Origin of the sequence: Sulfurimonas sp. HSL-3221 (assembly GCF_021044585.1) — a bacterium.
GTDB lineage: Bacteria > Campylobacterota > Campylobacteria > Campylobacterales > Sulfurimonadaceae > Thiomicrolovo > Thiomicrolovo sulfuroxydans.
The window spans coordinates 2025615-2047722 of sequence record NZ_CP087998.1 but is presented as its reverse complement, the minus strand read 5'-3'; the positions used below and the strand labels follow the sequence as shown (position 1 = coordinate 2047722).

Below are 22108 nucleotides of genomic sequence, written 5' to 3'. Positions count from 1 at the left end.
TAACCGCAAAATGCAACTTATCGATAACTGTTTTTGATCTTTTTTGCATCAGCAATGTTGAGGAGGGCGGCGAGTTCCTCTTCGGGGGCTGCATAAACGGCTTCAAAGGTACCGAAATGGTTGAGAAGTTTTTTGACCTTGGCCTCGGAAATGCCCTTCAGTTGCAGGAGATTTGAACTTTTTGCCTCCTTTTCTCGTTGCTTTTTGTGAAAGGTGATAGCAAAGCGGTGGGCTTCATCCCGCAGCCGCTGTACCCAGTGCAGACGGGGGTCGGTCGTCGGGAGTCTCAGGGTCTCCTCAAACGTATGGATCAGGTCGGCGGCTTTGCCTTTCGCGCGGTGTGCTTTGGCATCGATTTTTTCCTTGCTGACAGCGATGACATCGAGGTTGACCCCGGCGGAGGCGAGAAGGTCCGTCGCCAGCAGCAGCAGGGTGCGCCCTCCGTCGATGATCCAGAGGTCCGGCGGCGGGTTGGCGCCGAAACCCTCGATCCGGCGGGTCAGCATTTCGCGCATCTGGGCGTACTCGTCCCGTGAGTCGAGGTGGTAGTGGCGGTAGGCCTTTTTGAGGAACGTCCCCTTTTCGGCCACGATCATGGCACCGACGGGCGCGACCCCGGCGAGGTGGGAGTTGTCGAAGACCTCGACGCGTTCGGGGAAGGCGGAGAGTCCGCAGAGCTCCTGCAGGGCTTCCGCGGTCCGTTCGGCCCCCGTATGCCGCTGCTTCTGGAGCAGCTCCTCGGCATTGAGGCGCGCGGTATCGATCACTTTGCGTTTTTCGCCGCGCTGGGGGACATGGATCTGTACTTTGCGCCCCAGGTGTTTTGAGAGCGCCGATGCGACCCACTCGCGGGTATCGAAATCATCCGCAACGAGGATGGGGGCGACGATGGGGGGCTGGTCATGGACGTAGAACTCCAGCAGGGTACGTTCATAGAGTTCGCCGGGGTCGAAAAGCGCATTAATGCGGATCGTGTCGAACGCGGAGGAGACGATCTTGCCCCGTCGCATGAAGAGGCGGACGATGGCGGCATATTTGTCGTTGTGGGCGACGGCAAAGATATCGTAGTCCGCGGCGTTGGCCAGGTCAATCTTGGAGAGCTGTTCGCTGCGCTCGATCCGTTCGATCCGGTCGCGCAGTTTCGCCGCCTCTTCGAAGCGAAGCGATTCGGCGTAAAAAGCCATCCGCGCCTCCAGGCGGGAGAGCAGTTTCCGTTTGGAATCGATAAGGCTCTTGGCCTCGTCGATAAGGGCGGCGTAAGCCTCCGGCGTCACCAGTCCTTCGCAGGGGCCGAGGCACTGTTTCATCTGGTAGAAAAGGCAGGTCTTCCCCCCGCCGAGGCAGCTCTGCTTCTGCACGAGCGGTACGAGGTCGTAGAGAGAGTCGAGGATGTCCCGCGCCCCGACGGAATAGGGGCCGAAATATTCGATACGACTGCCGGTAATGACTTTGCGCGTGATCTCGAAACGGGGGAAGGGGAGGGCGCGATCGATGTAGATATAGGGGTAGGTCTTGTCGTCGCGCAGCAGGATGTTGTATTTGGGCTTGAGCTGCTTGATCAGAGAGTTTTCCAGGATCAGGGCGTCGTGTTCGCTTTCGACGACGATATAGTTCAGTGAAACGGTTTCGCCGAGCATCTTGCGGATGCGGGGGGAGAGGGTCGGGTTGGGGGCTAGCACGGGGGTAAAGCGGAAATAGCTCTTCACCCTTTTCTTCAGGCTCTTGGCCTTGCCGACGTAGAGCAGGTGGCCGCCGGCGTCGTAGTAGTGGTAGACGCCGGGACGGTCAGGCAGGTTCTGAATCTGTTCGAGCATGGATGTGTTCTCTGATCCGTTCGATGAGACGGTGCAGTTCGGGGTGGTGGGCTTCGTTGCCGAAGGCGCCTTCCGAGCGTTCGGTGTAGTGGGTTTCGCTGTCGCGTATCATCCCCTTGTCTTCGCTTTTTGCCGCTTCGATGCGGTGGGTGACGAAGGCGCGGATGTCCTCGGGCAGGTGCTCCCGGCACTCCGGCGGCGTATAGAGTTTTAAAGGGGCTTTAATCGATGCAATGATATTATCGAACTCCTGTTTGGCGCCCGGATGGCTAAGGACAAAATAGAGTATTTTGTTGTGAAAATAGCCGTACCGCACCAGCCGCTGCAGATGCGGGGGAAAAAGCCCCTGGATGCGGCGGATGCACTCGAAGTGCGCCAATTTTGAAAACGACGGCTTTTGCCGCAGCGAAGCGAGAATATGCGAAGCATTTTTCATATGATGATTATAGCGGTTTGCCTGTTAAGCCTTTCTGGATGCGGCTACAAAGGTAATCCCTACTACGAAGCCCCGCAAAAGGTGCGCTGATGCAGTATGACGTCCTCATCATCGGTGCCGGGGTCGCCGGACTCTACGCCGCGCTGAACATTCCCACCGACAAAAAAGTGCTTCTGATCAACAAGACCCGCCCCTGGGAGTGCAACACCTATTACGCCCAGGGCGGCGTGACGACGGCGCGCAACGACGCCGACATCCCCATTCATATCAAAGACACCCTCGAAGCGGGTGCGGGCATGTGCAACGAGGAGGCGGTCCGGGTGCTGAGCGAAACCTCGCAGACCGTGGTCCGTGACCTGATGGCACGCGGTTTCAAGTTCGATACGGGGGAGAACGGGCGTCTGCTCTATACCAAAGAGGCGGCGCACTCCGCCGACCGGATCCTGCATGCGGGCGGCGATGCGACGGGTCGGCACCTCCACCATTTCCTGCTGCTGAACAACCCCCACCCCATGCTGGCCAACGCCACCGTCATCGATTTTCTCATCGAGGAGGGGCAGATCTGCGGGGTCGAGGTCGTTTACAAGGGCGAGCGCAAAGTGATCCTCGCGCACCAGGTGATCCTCGCCAGCGGCGGGGTGGGTTCGCTCTACCGTTTTCACACGAACGCCTACAGCATCAGCGGAGACATCCAGGGCATCTGTGTCGAAAAGGGGATCGCCCTCGAAAATATGGAGATGATGCAGTTCCACCCGACGGTCTACCTCGGCAACCAGTCCGTGCAGAAGCAGCTGCTCAGCGAAGCGCTGCGCGGCGAGGGGGCGCAGGTCGAGGATGAAGACGGTTACCGTTTCCTCTTCGATTACGACCCCCGGGGCGAACTTGCCCCCCGCGACATCGTCAGCCGGGCGCTTTTCGACTACCGCCGCAAGACGAAAAAGCAGATCTACCTCTCCTTCCGGGAGTTCGATCCGGCCTATTTCCACAAACGCTTCCCCAATATCAGCGCCAACCTGCGGGATATGGGCTTTGACGTCCCCAAAGACCGGGTGCCGGTCTCCCCGGCGTTTCACTACGCCATCGGCGGGATCAAGACGGACCTGGAGGGCCACGTTGCCGGTATCAAGGGCCTTTACGCCATTGGTGAAGCGGCGTCGACGGGGGTCCACGGCGCCAACCGTCTGGCCAGCAACTCGCTGCTGGAGGGGCTGGTCTTCGCCAAACGCGCGACCGCGGCGCTGCTGAGCGAAGCGGGGAGCCGCTGTTCCACCCCTTTCGCCCCGGGAGATGAGCCCCTGTTTGTCGAGGGGGACAAAGAGAAAAAGGAGCAGCTGCGCCGTATAATGTGGAAATTCGTTTCCATTGTCCGGACGACAGAAGGGCTCCAGGAAGCACTGGCCACGCTCGACGCCATGCTTGCTTCCCCGATCGGCCGGATGCTGAGATTGCGCTTGTTGACGGCGCACGAGATCGTCCGCGCCGCCCTGGCCAGGGAAGAATCGGTCGGGGTCCATTACCGCGAAAACTGAGTCATGACACCGTTGGAGGTGTGAAATATATTTCAATTGGGAGTTTTATATGCATGATACCATGCTTGACCTGACCTCGACGTGGGTCGGGATCGCCGTGCTGGCCGTCTTTATCATCGGCTATTATTTTATTGCAACGGAAGAAAAATATGAGTTGAACAAGGCCAAGCCGGCGCTGTTCATCGGGACGTTCTCGTTTATGCTGATCGGGATCTATTATGCGCTCAACGGGCTCTCTCCGGACCCGCTGCACGAGGAGATGCGCACGCTGATCGAGGAGATCGCGGAGATATTCTTCTTCCTGTTCGTGGCGATGACTTTCATCGAGACCCTGATCGAACGGGGCGTTTTTGACGTCTTGAAATACAAGCTCGTCTCCAAGGGATACAGCTACAAGAAACTTTTCTGGCTGACGGGCCTGCTGGCTTTCTTCATTTCGCCGGTAGCCGACAACCTCACCACGGCGCTGATCCTTTCGACGGTACTCTTCACGATCGACCGTGACAACCACAAGTTCCTCGTACCGGGGGCGATCAATATCGTCGTGGCGGCCAACGCCGGTGGTGCCTGGAGCCCCTTTGGGGATATCACAACGCTGATGGCGTGGACGGCGCAGAAGGGCGAATTTATCGACTTCCTTTTCCTCTTCGTCCCCTCCATCGGCGGCTGGGTCCTGACGGCATGGCTGCTGGCCCGTTTCGTTCCGGCGGGTGCACCGGCGTTTGACGCGAGCAGCGAAGCGGCACCGCAGATGCGCGACGGCGGGATGACGGTTGTTTACCTGGGCGCTGCAACGATCGTCATCGCGGTCCTGGGACACCAGTTCTTCCACTTCCCGGCGATGTGGGGCATGGTCTTCGGTCTGGCGCTGCTCAAGCTCTACTCTTTCCGCCTGACGAAGCAGAAGCGCGATTCGTTCGATATCTTCGTCAATATGCAGAAGATCGAGAACGATACGCTGCTCTTCTTCTTCGGAATCCTCTCCGCCGTCGGTGCGCTGCACTATGTCGGTTTTCTCAACTACATCCACGATCTCTACGGGGTGATCGGTGCGACGGCGTCGAACATCGGCGTCGGCTTCCTCTCGGCGATCGTCGACAACGTCCCGGTCATGAGCGCGATCCTCAAAGCGAGCCCGGAGATGGGGCTGGACCAGTGGATGCTCGTGACCATGACGGCGGGAATAGGCGGAAGCCTGATCAGTTTCGGATCCGCAGCCGGCGTCGGCGTCATGGGGCGTCTGCGCGGGATCTACACCTTCGGCGCGCATATGAAATATGCCTGGACGATCCTGGCGGGCTATCTCCTCTCGCTGCTGCTCTGGTACATCCAGTTTGAGATCCTCGGCCTCTACTAGGCGCCTCTTTCGGCGTTGCCTGCCGGGGCGGAACACCCCTCCGGCGCACCGCCCGACACTAACCCAAATCTAACCCCTTTTAAGCTATCCTTTCATTATCAATCAACCATTCATAAAGGTCTTACCGTGAAAGACGTCAGCATTATCGTACTGGATTTCGGATCGCAGTATACGCAGCTTATTGCACGCCGCCTGCGCGAGGAACGCATCTACTGTGAAATCGTTCCCTACTTCACCAAGGTCGAAGAGATCACCGCGAAAAATCCCAAAGGGATCATCCTCAGCGGCGGCCCGGCTTCGGTGTACGACGAAGACGCCTATGAAGTGGACAAGGCGATCTACGACCTCGGCCTCCCCGTGATGGGTATCTGTTACGGGATGCAGCGTATCGCCGTCGACTTCGGCGGTTCGGTCATCCGCTCCGATCACCACGAATACGGCAAGGCGGAGCTCTATATCAACGAGGAGCACGGCAACGTCTCCCCGCTGTTCGAATCATGCGAGAACGGCCGTGTCGTCTGGATGAGCCACAGTGACCGTGTTGATGTTCTCCCGGAGGGCTTTGCCCCGATCGCCCACTCCGACAACTCCCCCTTCGCGGCGATCGCGAACGAGGAGAAGCGCGTCTACGCTATGCAGTACCACCCGGAAGTCCAGCACAGCGAAGAGGGGTACCTCATGCTGCGCAACTTTGCCCGCAAGATCTGCGGCGTGACCGAGAAGTGGGATATGGGTCACTTCCTCAAAGAACAGATCGCGAAGATCAAAGAGCAGGTCGGTGACGGCAAGGTCCTCTGCGGGCTCTCCGGCGGGGTAGACTCCTCTGTCGTCGCGGCGCTGCTGTACGAAGCAATCGGCGACCAGTTGATCCCCGTCTTCGTCGACAACGGGCTGCTGCGCAAGGGCGAGCGCGAACAGGTCGAGGAGGTCTTCAAGGTCAACCTGAAAGTCCCCCTCGTCGTGGCGGACGCTTCCGAGCTCTTCCTGGAGCGCCTGGCGAACGTCACCGACCCGGAGACGAAACGCAAGACGATCGGACACACTTTCATCGAGGTCTTCGAAGCCGAAGCGAAGAAGCACTCCGGCATCAAGTTCCTGGCCCAGGGTACCCTCTACCCCGACGTCATCGAATCCGTCTCCGTCAAAGGACCTTCCGAGACGATCAAATCCCACCACAATGTCGGCGGCCTGCCGGACTGGATGGATTTTGAGCTGATCGAGCCGCTTCGCGAACTTTTCAAGGATGAAGTCCGCAAGCTCGGCCGCGAACTGGGGCTCCCCGAATCGATGATCAACCGCCACCCCTTCCCAGGACCGGGTCTGGCGATCCGTATCATGGGCGACGTCAACAAGCCTGACCTCAACCTGCTGCGTGAAGCGGATGTCATTCTGCTCGACGAGCTCAAGGCGAGCGGTTACTACACCCGCACATGGCAGGCGTTTGCCGTGCTGCTAAACGTCAAGAGCGTCGGGGTCATGGGCGACAACCGTACCTACGACAATACCGTCTGTGTCCGCGTCGTCGAGGCGGTCGACGGGATGACGGCGACCTTCGCGCACCTCCCGCACGACCTGCTCGAGCGCATCAGCCGCCGCATCATCAACGAAGTCGACGGGATCAACCGCGTCGTCTACGACATCAGCTCCAAGCCGCCTGCAACAATCGAGTGGGAGTAAGCAGCGCCCCTTAGGGCGGTGCTCCCGTATCAGCAATCCTTATCTCTCCTCCTTTTGTTTCCTCTTTGTATCAAATTGCTATCAATTTTTTTGTTTTTGTCATTAAGTATGAGATTTTGACGTGCTATAATGCAGCAAAATGACGTACTTCCCATGAAGTGAGGGGAAATTTCGTTATAAATTAAAGGAGAAACAATGCGCAAACTAGGCTTTTTCATGTCTGCGGTCACTGCTGCGGTACTGGCATCAACGGCTTCAGCAGGAGATTATGAAGTGACGGCGATAGTCGGTGGAGTGATCCCGGAAGGTAATCTGGAGATGAACAAGCAGGGGACGATCGGTGCAGCGGTCCAGTTCAATGCGATTTTTGAGAGTATCAAGCCCGAGCTTGAGCTGCTCTATTCGCCGGATGTCGTCTACAAAAAAGCAGGCGGCCAGACGACGATCACCCGTGTTATGCTCAACGGTGTTCACGAATACGGTCCGCTCGGGACGGCGATCCCCTATATGAAAGCCGGTCTGGGGTATGAAAACATGACCAAGCTGAAGTATGACAATGAAGACAGCGTGATGGCCGATGCCGGCCTCGGGTTTAAGTTCCCGATCGCCGAAGAGGTTGCACTGAAACTCGAAGCGCTCTATATGCTGAAATACAATGACGACCGCTGGGATAACAACCTGGCAGTTCTTGCCGGTGTGAATGTTGCTTTCGGCGCTTCCGAACCGGCGGCCGAGCCCGCACCGGAACCGGCACCTGAGGTCGCTGCGGCACCGGCGGACAGCGACAACGACGGGGTTGCAGATGACGCGGACAAATGTCCCGGCACGGCAGCCGGCGTGAGCGTTGATGCGAACGGATGTGCACTCGACAGCGACAACGACGGCGTGGTCGACGGGGCGGACAAGTGCCCGGAGACCCCTGCAGGCGCGACGGTCGATGCGATGGGATGTCAGCTTGACAGCGACCATGACGGTGTGGTCGATGCTTCCGACAAATGCCCCGGTACCCCGAAAGGTGCAAGCGTAGATGAGCTTGGATGTGCAGTGGACAGCGACGGCGACGGCGTCAGTGACCTGAAAGACAACTGTCCGAACACGCCGGAAGGGTTCAAGGTTGATATGGTCGGCTGCCCGGTCGTCAAGACCCTGAAGATCCGCTATGAGACGGCTTCTGCCGTCATCGCAAAAGAGTCCGAAGGCAAAGTCGTTGAATTCGCAGAGTTCCTGAAAGAGAGCCCTGCATACAATGTGAAGATCCTCGGCCATACGGACAGCCGCGGCAGCGACAAGTACAACCAGGGGCTTTCCGAAGCGCGTGCGAACAGCGTCAGAACACTCCTGATCGCCAACGGTATTTCCGAAGACCGTATCATCGCCGAAGGCAAGGGCGAGTCCCAGCCGATCGCCGACAACGGTACCAAAGAGGGCCGCGCGGCAAACCGCCGCATCGAAGTCTGGCTGCTGAAATAAGGAGCCGCTTCACACCTGCCGGTGCGCCGTTTTCTCCGGCGTCTCCGGAATTATGGTATAATTGAATGTTTACTTAAACACGGGGCTGACCTGGTTTCGACGGGAGCAGGTCGCCTACGGTTGCATGCCGGGCTGAGCATCCCGTTATACGGCTCAGATTGCATAACTGCAAACAATACAAATTATCGTCCTGCTTACGCTGTAGCGTAAGTTTTAACTAACCTTTAGGACTGCTTCGCCTTCCGACTCTGGATAGGAAGGATTTTGAAGTATCACCCTTCTCCAGATATATCTGCAGCTTGTCTCATCTGCAGAAGAACTTCGAGACTCGCCTGGTCTAGCTTTGCAGGTTGTGTGAAGCCCGGTTAAACCAAACAACCTCTCTAAGCATGTAGACGCCGCAGGTAGCTTGTTTTCGGACTGGAGTTCGATTCTCCACAGCTCCACCAATCTTTCACAATTACTTTTCATTTTCACCATACTGTTTTTCAACAATATCCATCGCATCGAGCTGCAAAAAAATTGTCAGCAATGCCGGATCGTGCTTGGTACCGTTTTCGCTTTGCATAATCTCAATGGCATCGTTGTGCTGCATGGCCGCGCGGTAGGGGCGCGTTTCGCGCAGGGCGTCGTAGCTGTCGAGGATAGAGAGCATCCGGGCGATGCGTGGGATCGCCTCGCCTGCAAGCCCGTCGGGGTATCCGCTGCCGTCAAAGTGCTCGTGGTGGTATCGCACATAGTCGGCAATCCTGTCGCCCTGAGGCAGCTGCATCAACCGGACGATCGCTTCGCCCATGGTGGAGTGCTGCTGCATCGTTTTGCGCTGTTCGGGCCCCAGGGCGTCCGGGTGCAGGAGGATGCTGTCGGGTATGCCGATTTTGCCGATATCATGGAACATGGCGCTGTAGAGCAGCTGGACCTGCTCGTCCGGGGAGAGGGCACAGGCACGGCCGAAGGCGTCTGCGAGCAGGACGACCCGTTCGCAGTGCTCGTGGGTCTGGATATGGCGCTGCCGAAGGCTTTCGCGCAGCCCCTTGATGCTGCACGGCTGGGCGTGGAGGGATTCGAAAAGGTTCATGGTTCCCCTTTGCATGCGCAGTAGTTTCCTGCGGGCAAGAGATCGTTTGGGAACCATTGTAGCAGAAGATAAAGTCGATGGAATCGGACGGTCGCCGTTGCGTAATGTCGCGGTAACCGCCCGAAGGTATCATCCGGCGATTTTTGCTGGAGGTACGACATGGACAGACGGGGCTTTCTGAAGCATTTTTCGGCGCTGGCAGCGGCCGGGGCGGCCGCAACGACGATGGCAGGATGCGGCGACAGCACGACGACGGGGAGCGCAACAGAGCCGGACGGCACGTTGCTCGGATTCGACCCGGAAAATATGAGTGAAACGGTTTTTCCCCAAAGCGTCGCATCCGGCGATCCGGCGACGAACGGCGTTGTCCTGTGGACACGCGTCTCTCCTGATGTGATCACGGACAGCACTCTGCCGGTCGGCTACGAGATCGCATCGGACGAGGCTTTTGAAAACGTGCTTTTGCACGGCAGTGCCGTTGTTAACCCGGCGGAGCTCAACCATACGGTAAAGCTCAAAGTGGCTTCCGACCTTCTGCTCCCGGCAACAACGTATTATTACCGCTTTGTCTATGCGCAGACGGCCTCCCGGACGGGACGTTTCAAGACCCTGCCGGACACGGGAGTGGCATCGGTACGCTTTGCCTTTTTGAGTTGCCAGGACTATACCAACGGTTACTATACGGCCTACGACCATCTTGTGCAGGAGGAGATTGACTGTGTCCTCTGGCTGGGCGATTACATCTACGAAGCCGTCGGCGACCCCTCTTATCAAAATAACCTTGTTCGGACGATCGCGCTGCCCAGCGGCGCGCTTTATGCCCAGGATCTGGCGGACTATTACCACCTGTACAATACCTATCGCAGCGACGAGAAGCTGCAACGGGTCCACGAACGGTTTACGTTTATCACGATCTGGGATGACCACGAGTTCGCCAACGACTGCTACGACGGCGACCATGCCCCCGACCACAACTATACCGCCGACGGGAATGCCGAAGGGCTGTTCAACCTTCGTCTGGCGGCAAACCTCGCCTGGTTCGCCAACCAGCCCGTCGACGTCTGGTACGATGCACAGAGCCCCACCCCGTTCAACATCCGCGTCTACCGCACGTTCCGTTTCGGCGAACTGATGGAACTCGTGCTGACGGACCAGCGTCTTTACCGCTCGGCCCATCCCTGCGGGGAGGGGGAGTACGGCGAGCGCTATGTGACCCCGGGATGCGATGCCATTGCCGACCCGGGACGGACGATGCTCGGCAGCGAACAGAAGCGCTGGTTCCTCGATACGGTACGCCGTTCGGGGAGACGCTGGGTTTTCTGGGGGAACGAGGTGACGCTAATGCAGATGAAACTCACCGGCATAGCCGGGCTGCTTGATAGCTATTTCAACCTGGACCAGTGGGACGGATTTCAGGCGGAGCGGCAGGAGATCATTGATGCCGTCGCCGTCTACAAGGCCGAGGGGACGCTGCAGAATTTCGTTGCGCTGACGGGGGATATCCACAGTTATATTACAGGGCATCTGACCAAAGACTTCAACAACCCGCTGGCCGAAATCATCGCACCGGAGTTTGTCGGGACCTCCGTTACCTCGTCGAACCTCTACGAGCTGGGACTGGGCCTTGCCAGCAGTGTCTCGGGTGACAGTACGCTCAGTGCACTGCTGCAGCCGCTTATTGAACAGATGGGGCCGGAAGGAGTTGAGGAGGCGATGCGCATTCCCAACCCGCATATCGGCTATTTCAACTCCCATCAGCATGGTTATGCGGTTGCCGAAGTAAGCGCCGAACGGGTAACGGTCTCTTTCAGAGCCGTTGCGACGATCCGTGAAACATCGGCAACCGCTGAGACGATCAGGCGTTTTGAAGTCGGTGACGGCACGCCCGTCATGAAGGACGTCACGGCGCTGTGAGCGGATTTTGTACAGAGATGTAACCTAATCTATACACCATTTCTACTATAATGGCGGCATAAATTATCCTACGAGGAAATTATTATGGCAATCAAAGTAGCGGTAAACGGAACGGGACGGATCGGCCTGATCGCGATCAAGATCGCGGCGCAACGCGACGATATGGAACTGGTGGCAATCAATACGACCGCCAAACCGGATATGCTGGAGTACCTGCTGAAATACGACTCCGTTCACGCGGGAATCGATACGAAAGTGATCGATGAAAATACCATCGAGGTCGGAGGCAAACCGGTCATGATGTTCAGCGAACGCGACCCCGAGTCTCTGGACTTCAGCAAAGCGGGCGCGGAAGTCGTCGTCGAGTGTACCGGCGTTTTCCTGACGACGGAAACCGCCTCCAAGCATCTCAAGGGCAGCGTGAAAAAGGTCGTCATGTCCGCACCGGCGAAGGACGATACCCCGACATACGTCATCGGGATCAATACCGACAGCTACAAGGGCGAAGCGGTCATCTCAAATGCCAGCTGTACGACCAACGCCCTGGCGCCGGTGACGAAGATCCTTGATGACACGTTCGGGATCGAGAACGGTCTGATGACGACGATCCACTCCTATACGAACGACCAGAATCTGCTTGACGTCAAGCATAAAAAAGATATGCGCCGTGCCCGCGCGGCGGCGGTCAATATGATCCCGACGACAACGGGTGCCGCCAAGGCGATCGGCCTGGTCATGCCGCATCTTCAGGGCAAGCTTAACGGCTACGCCATGCGTGTCCCGACGACGGATGTTTCCGTCGTCGACCTGACGGTCAACCTGAAAAAAGCGACAACGAAAGAGGAGGTGATTGCCGCCTTCGAAGCCGCCGCGGCGGGCGAGTATGCTGGCCGTGTCGAGGTCGACCACGACAAGCGCGTCTCCAGCGACTTCGTCGGTTCCTCCTACAGCTGCACCTTCGTCCCGGATATGCTGAGCGTCATCGACGGTACGGTCGTCAAGGTCCTGGCATGGTACGACAACGAGTGGGGTTACACCGAGCGTCTGATGGACATGGCCAAGTTCGTCGGCGAGCACTGAGGAGCGCGGATGAAAAGCATTATCGGTCACTGCAACAGCAGCATCGCGTCACTGAAACTCTCCGACGATATTCTTGACAAGAATACGCTGATTCTCGGCGAGGAGGGATCAGGCAAGACAAACCTCGCCTCGAAGATCCGCGAGTTCGTGATCGCCAGCGGTATTTCGACGCTCTACATGGACTTCTCGGATCCTGCCATCGATGAGGTTGAGGCGCGCTACAAAGACGAGCACTTCTTCTACATGCAGTTTGAAGAGAGCGATGCCTTCGACGCGGCGTTCGACGAAGCGGTCAAGGCCGGCAAGCACATCTACCTCGCCGTGAACCCGACCTATTTCTCAAACAAGCGGGATGTCAAAAGCCGTCTCTCGCAGACCATCTCCAAGCAGGAGCTGCTGGACAACTACTACTATTTTTTCCATGAGATTGCGCAGCTCGGCGGCTTTTACACGAAGTTCGAAGACTTCCTTATGTACATTTTCAACATGATCAACATGAAAAAATACGGGCTCACTTTCCTGTCGCAGCCCCACGAGATCTTCGAGAACGCCCAGCTCAAGCTGCTCTTTACCTTCCTCTTCCTCGGACGCTGTTCCAACGCGAACTACTACAACACCTCCGAGCTCAAGAACATGAAGCGAAACCAGTTCTACTATCAGCGCCGCATGAACCACAAGACCCTGCTGTTCAACGATATCCGGAGCGACGTCGTCACCGTCGACGAATAAAAAGGAGCGCACATGGCACTGGCCATCATGTGTTCGGGCGGCGATGCGCCCGGAATGAACCCCGCGATCAAGAAGTTCGTCGATTACGCCTTCAAGCGCGGTCAGAAGCACTACTTCATCCACCACGGCCTGGAGGGAATGATCGACGGCGAGATCACTGAAGCCTCCCACAGCGACGTTGCCGGGATCCTGCACCGCGGCGGCGCCATTATCCGCTCTTCACGCTCCAAACGCTTTTTCGAATACGAATACCGCAAACAGGCCTTCGAGAACCTCAAAAAGTACGATATTACAGGCCTTGTCGTGCTGGGCGGGGACGGCTCTTTCCGCGCGATGCAGCGTTTCAGCGAGGAGTTTCCTCTCAATTTCGTAGGGATCCCGACGACGATCGATAACGACATCTACGGCACGGACTACTGTCTCGGTGTCGATACGGCGCTCAACGTTATCCGCGACGCCCTGGATAAGATCCGCGACACGGCGTCGACCTTCAACCGCGCCTTCGTCGTCGAGGTGATGGGCCGGGAGTGCGGCTACCTCGCCGTGGTTTCGGCCATCTCCAGCGGGGCGGAGATCTGCATCATTCCCGAAGCCGATTTCAACATCAAAGTGGCGGAGAAGAAACTGCTTGAAGAGGTGGCCGGGGGGCGCGGTTACATTCTGGCCGTGGTCGCCGAGGGAACGGGGAAGACTGCCGAGATCGCCGAGTGGCTGGAGTCGACCATCGGCCTGGAAACAAGGGTGAGCATCCTCGGGCATATCCAGCGCGGGGGGAATCCGACGGTGACCGACAGGCTGATGGCCTTTGAGTTCGTTATTCATGCCATCGACCACCTCCTGCACTCCCGCGATGCCAACAAGGTCGTCTACTACCGCGACGGTGCCTACGGCCTTATGGAGATCGACGACGTCGTCTCCCACTCCTACACGATCGACAGCGAACTGCTCTCCACTATCAACCTGATCGACTGAACGCCGCAGCGCTTTTTTCCGGGGTTTCGCACCCCGAATATCTCCATTCGGTTGCAAACCGTTTTTTTTAATCGTTGTCTATAGTGCGTCGGAGTACAATGACTCCAAATGAGTCAATGAATCACTATAAGGAGCCGGGTATGTCACGGATCGTCATGGACGCCAACGAAGCGGTTGCGCGTGTTGCATTCAAAACCAACGAGGTGATCGCCATCTATCCCATCACCCCCTCATCCCCCATGGGGGAGCATTCCGACGAGTACGCGGAGAACGGGGAGAAAAACATCTTCGGTACGGTGCCGGACGTTATGGAGATGCAGAGCGAGGGGGGCGCGAGCGGCGCGGTTCACGGTGCACTGCAGGCCGGGGCGCTGACAACGACCTTCACGGCCTCGCAGGGGCTGCTGCTGATGATCCCGAACATGCACAAGATCGCCGGGGAGCTCACCCCGACCGTTTTCCACGTCGCGGCCCGTTCGCTGGCGGCGCAGGCGCTCTCCATCTTTGGGGACCATACTGACGTCATGCAGTGCCGCCCGACGGGGTTTGCGATGCTTGCCTCGTGCGATGCCCAAGAGGCGCAGGATTTTGCTCTGATCGCCCAGGCGGCATCTTTGGAGGGTCGGCTACCCGTGCTGCACTTCTTTGACGGTTTCAGGACGTCGCACGAGCTGATGAACGTCGAAACCCTCGACGATACGGTGCTCAAAGCGATGATCCCGACCGAGCTGGTCAACGCCCACAAGGCCCGTGCCCTGGACCCAGAAGCCCCGGTCCTGCGGGGGACGAGCCAGAACCCCGACGTCTACTTCCAGGGGCGCGAGAGCGTCAACCGCTATTATGACGCCTTCCCCGGCATCGTCCAGGAGCAGATGGACCGTTTTGCGGCATTGACAGGGCGGCAGTACCGCCTTTACGAATACCACGGCTGCCCCAACCCGAAAAAGTTGATCGTGCTGATGACTTCGGGTGCGAAGACGGTGAGAGAGACGGTGGATGCGCTCAATACACTCGGGTATGAAACGGGGGTGCTGATCGTCCGCCTTTTCCGTCCTTTCGATGCCGAGCGCCTGCTCGAAGCGATTCCCAAAAGCGTCGAGGCAATCGCCGTCCTTGACCGCACGAAGGAGCCGGGCGCCTACGCGGAACCGCTCTCCGCGGACGTGATGCACGCCTACGCCGAAGCCTTCGCCCAGGGACGGTGCAAGTCCATGCCCCGCATGATCGGCGGGCGCTACGGGCTCTCGTCCAAGGAGTTCACGCCGGCCATGGTCAAGGCGGTCTTCGACGAATTGAAAAAGGCGGAGCCGAAACCGCGCTTCACCGTCGGTATCACCGACGACGTGACCCACCTCTCCCTCGATATCGCTCCCTTCGAGACGCCGGGCGAGGGGGTGACGCAGGCGCTCTTTTACGGCCTGGGCAGCGACGGGACCGTCGGTGCGAACAAGAACTCCATCAAGATCATCGGGGAGGAGGGGCGGCATGTGCAGGGCTACTTCGTCTACGATTCGAAGAAATCCGGCTCCATGACGACCTCGCACCTGCGCTTCTCCCCGGAACCGATCCAATCGACCTACCTCATTGACACGGCGGATTTCGTCGGGGTGCACCAGTTCGTCTTTATTCTCAAGTACGATATCCTCAAACAGGCGAAGCCGGGGGCGAAGGTGCTCATCAATGCACCCTACGACGCCGACGAGGTGTGGACGCGCCTGCCGCGGATCGCCCAGGAACGGATCATCGAGAAGGGGCTGAAGCTCTACACCGTCAACGCCTACGAAGTCGCCAAGGGGTGCGGCCTGGGGCGGCGGATCAATACGATCATGCAGACCTGCTTCTTTCATATCGCCGGTGTCATCCCGCCGGAACAGGCGATCGCGAAGATCAAGGAGAGCATCGAGAAGACCTACGGCAAAAAGGGCGAGATGATCGTGCGGATGAACTTTTGCGGGGTTGACAAGGCGATCGAGAACCTGCACGAGATCGCCGTGCCTGACGCGGTCGGCTCCGGGGCGGACCTGCTGCCCGTCTACAAACTCGACGTCGCCGACCCGTTCTTAGAGAACGTCACGGCGAAGCTGGAGGCCTTCGAAGGCGACAGCGTCCCGGTCAGCGCCATCCCCGCAGACGGCACCTGGCCGCTGGGAACGACCAAGTATGAGAAACGCGAGATCGCCCTGGATGCCCCGGTCTGGGACCCGGATGTCTGTATCCAGTGCGGCAAATGCATGGAGGTATGTCCCCACGCCGTTATCCGTGCCAAGGTCTTCGATGAAGCACTGCTCTCCGACGCCCCTGAAGGCTTCAGCGCCGTCAAGGTGAAGTCGAAAACCTTCGAACCGAACGAACAGTTCACCATCAAAGTCTCCGTCGAGGATTGTACAGGGTGTTCGCTCTGTGTCGAGATGTGCCCGGCCAAGAACAAGTCCGATCTCTCCAAAAAAGCGATCAACATGGCGCCGATCGAGCCGATCCACGACGCGGCGGTGGCGGAGTGGGACTACTTTCTCTCCCTGCCCGAGGTCGACCGCAGCCGGCTTGATCGCACCAAGGTCAAAGAGGCGCAGCTACTGCAGCCGCTCTTCGAGTTCTCGGGTGCCTGTCCGGGCTGCGGGGAGACCCCCTATGTCAAACTCGCTTCCCAGCTCTTCGGCGACCGGATGATCGTTGCCAACGCGACGGGCTGCTCCTCCATCTACGGCGGGAACCTTCCGACGACCCCCTGGGCGAAGAACGCGCAGGGGCAGGGGACGGCCTGGTCCAACTCCCTCTTCGAGGACAACGCGGAGTTCGGTCTGGGGATGCGCGCGAGCATCGACAAACAGTCGCTTTTCGCCCGGGAGCTGCTCGAAGCCCTGCGCAATGAGGTCGGGGCTGACCTTGCCGATGCGCTGATAGGCAATGCGCAGAAAACGGAAGCAGAGATCGCCCGCCAGCGTGCGAACGTCAAGGCCCTCGAGGCGAAACTCGCCGGCATCGACCGGGAGGAGGCGCGGCTGCTGGAGGGGGTGAGCTCCTACCTGATCCGGAAATCCGTCTGGGCAATGGGGGGCGACGGCTGGGCCTACGATATCGGCTACGGCGGCCTGGACCACGTACTCGCTTCGGGACGCAACATCAATATCCTTGTCATGGATACCCAGGTCTACTCCAATACGGGCGGCCAGACCTCCAAGGCGACGCCGGTCGGGGCGGTGGCGAAGTTCTCGGCCGGGGGGAAACCCGCCGACGCGAAGGACCTGGCGCTGCATGCGCTCAGCTACGGCAACGTCTACGTCGCCCGGGTGGCGATGGGCGCCAACGACGCGCAGACGCTCAAGGCCTTCGTGGAGGCCGAAGCCTACGAAGGAGTCTCCATCATCATCGCTTACAGCCACTGTATCGCCCACGGGTATGACCTGCGCTACGGCATGCAGCAGCAGAAGCTCGCCGTGGAGAGCGGGCTGTGGCCGCTGATGCGCTACAACCCCGAGAAGATCGGCAGCGACGAGAACCCCTTCTCCCTCGATTACAAGGAGCCCAAGGCGCCGGTCAAGAGCTATATGTACAACGAAGCCCGTTTCAAGATGGTGCTGAAGATGAATGCGGAACGCGCAGAAGGCTTCCTGGACGCGGCAACGCAGAAGGCACAGCGGGACTGGATACGCTACCGCGACCTCGCCGACAGCGGGAACCTGACCTTTAGCAAGGAGATCGTATGCAAATGAGTATCGAATACCTCGGACTGACCCTCAAAAGCCCCCTGATTGTTTCGGCGTCGCCGATGAGCCAGCATACCGACCGCTGCCGCGCCCTTGAGGACCACGGCGCGGCGGCCATCGTGATGCATTCGCTTTTCGAAGAGCAGATCAACGCGGAGCTGCATGAGGTCGATCATATGCTCTTTCACGGCAGGGATGCCTTCTCCGAAGCGCTGAGCTTTTTTCCCGAGGGAGCGTTTGAGAATTACGAGATGGAAAACTACCTGGGGCGGCTCCGCGCGCTGAAAACGGCCCTGGACATCCCCGTGATCACGAGCCTCAACGGGGTCAGTACCGGCGGATGGACGACCTATGCCAAGATGCTCGAAGACGCGGGCGCGGACGCACTGGAGCTGAACCTCTATTACCCGGCGAACAGGGCATGGACGTCCGCGGAGCAGGTCGAAGCACATTACCTTGAGGCGATCGCCTCCGTCCGGCGGGAGACGACCCTGCCGTTCGCCGTCAAACTGGCGCCAGCGTTTACCGCGCTGCCCCATTTTCTCAAGGCGGCGGAGGAGGCGGGGGCGACGGCCGCCGTGCTCTTTAACCGCTTCTACCAGAGCGATATCGACCTGGAGGCGCTGGAGTGGACACGCACACTCTCCAAAAGCTCCCCGGCCGATTTTGCCGCAGCCCTGCGCGCCGTCGCCGTCTGTTACGGCCAGAGCGCTTTGCAGTTCTGCGCCGGGGGCGGGGTGACCGAAGGGAGCGATATCGTCAAGGCCGTTATGGCCGGGGCGAATACGGTGGCGGCCGCGACGGTCTTCCATGAACGTGGGGAAGCCCATGCCGCCGTGATGCTTGAGGCAGCCGAACGCTGGATGACGGAGCACGAGTATGAATCGTTCGATCAGATGCGCGGCGCCATCAGCTACGCCAAGGCCCCCAACCCTTCGGCCCTGGAACGGGCAAACTACGTCGATCTGCTGCGCCACGGCGACGAATTGTGGTTTTAACGGCGTCCCTGCTGCTTCCTAATGAAACTTTTATCCCCCCGTGCGGCGGGGGTTTGCTTTTCTTAAAGCTCCTTTAAAGCGACTGTAAAATATAATTGCGGGATTTTATAAAGACACTTTTTGTGCGGAACAGGCGCCGCCGGTGTGAGAGAGGAGCGTGTTTGATGGGTCAAAAACGGGTGTTGGTAAAGTTTTCAGGTGAAGCACTGGCCGGTGAAGCCGGTCACGGGATCGACACCCAGATCCTCAATTACATCTCCCAGGAGATCAAGAACCTCGTCGACGCGGGGATCCAGGTCGGTCTCGTCATCGGCGGCGGCAATATCATCCGCGGCGTGACGGCGGCGCAGGACGGGATCATCCGCCGTACGGCCGGGGACTACATGGGGATGCTCGCGACGGTGATCAACGCCGTGGCGATGCAGGAGGCGTGCGAACACGCCGGATTGAAAGTGCGGGTGCAGACGGCGATCAAAATGGAACAGATCGCCGAGCCCTACATCCAGCGCCGTGCCGTCCGTCATCTGGAAAAGGGACGCGTCGTGATCTTCGCGGCGGGCACGGGGAACCCCTTCTTTACGACCGATACCGCCGCGACGCTGCGGGCGGTCGAAATCGGGGCTGACGTCATAATCAAGGCGACGAAGGTCGACGGCGTCTACGACAGGGACCCGAACAAATTCGCTGATGCCGTCAAACTGGACGTCCTTTCGTATGATCAGGCGCTGCACGACCACATCAAGGTCATGGACGATACGTCCATCGCGCTGGCCAAGGACAACAAACTGCCGATTATCGTCTGCGACATGTTCAAGCCGGGGAACCTGCTTGAGATCATCGGCGGCGATTACACCAACTGCTCCATCGTACAGCAGTAAGCAACTTACCAAAGGAAAACACCATGACAAACCTTCGTCTTGAAGAGATCACTGCCAAGGCCCTCAACACTGCCGGCATCGACCGCTACCAGCTCGCGATTGCCGTTGCACAGCGTGCGAAAGAGCTCGAGAACGGTGCCCAGAGCAAGCTCAACCTTGACCTGAAGACCACCAAGTCGACTGACCTCGCACTGATGGAGATCGCGGAAGGCCTCGTCCTTATCAAGGGCTTCAAGCAGAAAGCCTGACCCCCCTCCCTGCGCCCGACGGGCGCTCCCACATCTGACCGCAAAGAGCAGCCATGGCAAACAATTTTGATATCAACCAGATCCGCGCCATCCGGGATATTGAAAGTGCGACGGCCCTGCTGCACGAAAATATCCCCTTCGATGAACAGATCGAGGATGCACTGCTCTTCTCCAAAGATGCCCATGCGCACCAGACGCGCAAAAGCGGCGAACCCTACGTTGTCCACCCAATCCTCGTCGCCGCGCTGGTGGCCTCCATTACCGGCGACCGGGCCATGGTCATCGCCGCGTTGCTGCATGACGTCGTCGAGGATACGCCCAACACCATCGAAGCGGTGGAACTGCGCTACGGCTCCGATGTCGCCCACCTGGTGCACGGCCTGACCAAGATCGACCTGATCCGTGACAAGGAGCTGATCCCGTCCCACTCGGATGAGAAGCTCGTCGTTTCGGCGCTGACGTTTAGAAAGATGCTGCTGGCCTCCATCAAAGATATCCGTGTCCTGGTCGTCAAGCTCTGTGACCGGCTGCACAACATGCTGACCCTCGACTCGCTGCCGCCGGCCAAACAGCGCCGCATTGCCGAAGAGACCCTCGTCGTCTACGCCCCGATCGCCCACCGCCTCGGTATCTCCTATATCAAGAACTTCCTCGAAGACCTGAGCTTCTCCTACGTGTTTGCGGAGGAGAAGAAGCGCATCGACGATTATCTGAAGGTGAACTATCACGACATCGAGCTACGCCTCAACGGCTTCCGCCAGAAGATCGCGAAGCTGATGGAGCGTCAGGGGATCATTCCGGGCAGCTACGAGATCCTTAGCAGGATCAAACACGACTACTCCATCTACCTCAAGATGCAGCGCAAGGGGATCAGCATCGACGAGGTACTCGACCTGCTGGCGATCAGGGTGCTCGTCAACGACCCGACCCAGTGTTACAGCGTCCTCGGGCTCGTGCACCTGCATTTCCAGCCGCTGACCTCGCGCTTCAAGGACTACATCGCAATCCCGAAAGAGAACGGCTATCAGACCCTGCATACGACGGTCTTCGACGACACCTCCATCATCGAGGTGCAGATCCGTACCTTCGAGATGCACAAGACGGCGGAGCTGGGGGTCGCGGCCCACTGGAAGTACAAGAGCGGCGGCAACAATATCAACCTCGATTGGCTGCAGAATCTGCAGTACCAGGAGGAGTCGATTGAGGATTTCTACGAACTGGCGAAGACCGATCTCTACAGCGAGGACATCAGCGTCTTCTCTCCCAAAGGCAAACCCTATACCCTTCCGCGCGGGGCGACGGCGCTCGATTTCGCCTACGCCGTCCATACCGAGATCGGCGACCGGGCGGAGTCGTGCCTGGTGAACAAGGAGAGCAAGAGCCTGCTGGCCGAGCTGCATAACGGCGATATCGTCCGGATCATGACCGCAGAGGAGAAGCTGCTGCGCTGCAGCTGGATGGATGCGGTCAAGACCTCCCGGGCAAAACAGCACATCCGCATCAACTGCCGCCACCGCATCCGCGACATCGACAGCCGGAGCGGTCTGCTGATCATGCGCGGCGTCATGCAGCTCAACGTGACTCGCATCCGCGAGTGGCTGCGCGAACACAACCGTCTGCAGAACGCCTGGATGATCGCCCGGGACGTGGACTACCTCAGAGAGGTGCTGCACCACTACCTGAAGGATCTGCGCTCGCACAAAAAGTTCGGCGCGTTCCTGGCGTCGCACCGCTTCAAGCTCAAACTCTACCGTTTCGGCTCGATCGAGCTCTTCTCGAACCACACGATCTCGGATGTCGTTTTCGATTTCTGTTGCCACCCCAAGGCCGGGGACGAGATCGTCGGGTTTGTCAGCAACGGCAAGGCGCACATCCACCACAAGATGTGCCAGCACGCCGCGACGCTGATCGAGGATGAGGAGCCGATGCTTTTCGTGCGCTGGAAGCAGGAGAGCATCTTCCACTACCACATGATCGTCAGCATGCAGAACGCCAAAGGGGCACTGGCGGATTTCCTCACGTTCCTGGCGAAGCTGGGGGCGGAAATCGTCAGCATTGAACTGGGCAAGGAGCGCCAGGAACACCAGCAGCTGTGCGAGCTGGAGTTCCAGAGTTCGGAAGCGGATATTAACCGCCTCCGCGCTAAAATTGAACAAAAAATTCATATCATACAGTTTATTCGAACGGACGACGCGTATCGGTCCGTGTGAGAGGTGAAGGGAAA

17 protein-coding genes and 1 other RNA gene are annotated in these 22108 nt (G+C 58.7%); 15 read left to right on the top strand and 3 right to left on the bottom strand.

The genetic code is table 11. The features are described from left to right. Positions 1-17: 17 nt before the first annotated feature. Complete coding sequence (gene uvrC, locus LOH54_RS10505) at positions 18-1814, bottom strand: excinuclease ABC subunit UvrC (RefSeq protein ID WP_231019020.1); 1797 nt, start codon at positions 1812-1814, stop codon at positions 18-20. Continuing rightward, positions 1786-2250, bottom strand: coding sequence for a hypothetical protein (locus tag LOH54_RS10500; protein ID WP_231019019.1), 465 nt, complete (start codon positions 2248-2250; stop codon positions 1786-1788). The genes uvrC and LOH54_RS10500 overlap by 29 nt, the downstream gene beginning before the upstream one ends. Here LOH54_RS10500 and lptM point away from each other — a divergent pair. From lptM to ssrA, 6 genes are all read left to right on the top strand, one after another. Then, positions 2233-2340: an LPS translocon maturation chaperone LptM gene (gene lptM, locus LOH54_RS12950; RefSeq protein ID WP_416768554.1), complete on the top strand. Its 108-nt coding sequence runs from the start codon at positions 2233-2235 to the stop codon at positions 2338-2340. The genes LOH54_RS10500 and lptM overlap by 18 nt on opposite strands. Beyond that, on the top strand, positions 2340-3779 hold the full coding sequence (gene nadB, locus LOH54_RS10495) for an L-aspartate oxidase (RefSeq protein ID WP_231019017.1): 1440 nt from the start codon (positions 2340-2342) through the stop codon (positions 3777-3779). Before lptM ends, nadB begins: the two co-directional genes overlap by 1 nt. A gap of 49 nt (positions 3780-3828) precedes the next feature. Further along, positions 3829-5136 (top strand): sodium:proton antiporter NhaD, encoded by a 1308-nt coding sequence (nhaD, locus tag LOH54_RS10490; protein ID WP_231019016.1) that lies wholly within the window; start codon positions 3829-3831, stop codon positions 5134-5136. Between the two features lie 126 nt (positions 5137-5262). After that, entirely contained in the window at positions 5263-6813 is a 1551-nt protein-coding gene (guaA, locus tag LOH54_RS10485; RefSeq protein ID WP_231019015.1) for a glutamine-hydrolyzing GMP synthase, read from the top strand. Positions 6814-7008: 195 nt separating this feature from the next. Next, on the top strand, positions 7009-8283 hold the full coding sequence (locus LOH54_RS10480; RefSeq protein ID WP_231019014.1) for an OmpA family protein: 1275 nt from the start codon (positions 7009-7011) through the stop codon (positions 8281-8283). Between the two features lie 81 nt (positions 8284-8364). After that, positions 8365-8732, top strand: a transfer-messenger RNA (tmRNA) gene (gene ssrA / locus LOH54_RS10475). 11 nt (positions 8733-8743) lie between these two features. Here ssrA and LOH54_RS10470 read toward each other — a convergent pair. Beyond that, positions 8744-9361: an HD-GYP domain-containing protein gene (locus LOH54_RS10470; RefSeq protein ID WP_231019013.1), complete on the bottom strand. Its 618-nt coding sequence runs from the start codon at positions 9359-9361 to the stop codon at positions 8744-8746. A 159-nt stretch (positions 9362-9520) separates the two neighbouring features. Between LOH54_RS10470 and LOH54_RS10465 the strand changes: the two genes are divergently transcribed. From LOH54_RS10465 to LOH54_RS10425, 9 genes are all read left to right on the top strand, one after another. Continuing rightward, entirely contained in the window at positions 9521-11275 is a 1755-nt protein-coding gene (locus LOH54_RS10465; protein ID WP_231019012.1) for an alkaline phosphatase D family protein, read from the top strand. An 84-nt stretch (positions 11276-11359) separates the two neighbouring features. After that, entirely contained in the window at positions 11360-12355 is a 996-nt protein-coding gene (gap, locus tag LOH54_RS10460) for a type I glyceraldehyde-3-phosphate dehydrogenase (protein ID WP_231019011.1), read from the top strand. A gap of 9 nt (positions 12356-12364) precedes the next feature. Then, positions 12365-13084: an ATP-binding protein gene (locus LOH54_RS10455; protein WP_231019009.1), complete on the top strand. Its 720-nt coding sequence runs from the start codon at positions 12365-12367 to the stop codon at positions 13082-13084. Positions 13085-13096: 12 nt separating this feature from the next. After that, entirely contained in the window at positions 13097-14056 is a 960-nt protein-coding gene (locus LOH54_RS10450) for a 6-phosphofructokinase (RefSeq protein ID WP_231019007.1), read from the top strand. A gap of 140 nt (positions 14057-14196) precedes the next feature. Then, on the top strand, positions 14197-17766 hold the full coding sequence (gene nifJ / locus LOH54_RS10445) for a pyruvate:ferredoxin (flavodoxin) oxidoreductase (RefSeq protein ID WP_231019006.1): 3570 nt from the start codon (positions 14197-14199) through the stop codon (positions 17764-17766). Next, positions 17757-18758, top strand: a complete 1002-nt coding sequence (locus tag LOH54_RS10440; protein WP_231019005.1) for a dihydroorotate dehydrogenase-like protein — start codon at positions 17757-17759, stop codon at positions 18756-18758. The genes nifJ and LOH54_RS10440 overlap by 10 nt, the downstream gene beginning before the upstream one ends. Before the next feature lie 164 nt (positions 18759-18922). Beyond that, positions 18923-19636: a UMP kinase gene (gene pyrH / locus LOH54_RS10435; RefSeq protein WP_231019004.1), complete on the top strand. Its 714-nt coding sequence runs from the start codon at positions 18923-18925 to the stop codon at positions 19634-19636. Positions 19637-19659: 23 nt separating this feature from the next. After that, positions 19660-19884 (top strand): DNA-directed RNA polymerase subunit omega, encoded by a 225-nt coding sequence (locus tag LOH54_RS10430; protein ID WP_231019002.1) that lies wholly within the window; start codon positions 19660-19662, stop codon positions 19882-19884. 53 nt (positions 19885-19937) lie between these two features. Beyond that, the gene (locus LOH54_RS10425; protein ID WP_231019001.1) at positions 19938-22094 is read left to right on the top strand and encodes a RelA/SpoT family protein; all 2157 of its coding nucleotides are present in this window, start codon (positions 19938-19940) and stop codon (positions 22092-22094) included. Positions 22095-22108 lie beyond the last annotated feature (14 nt).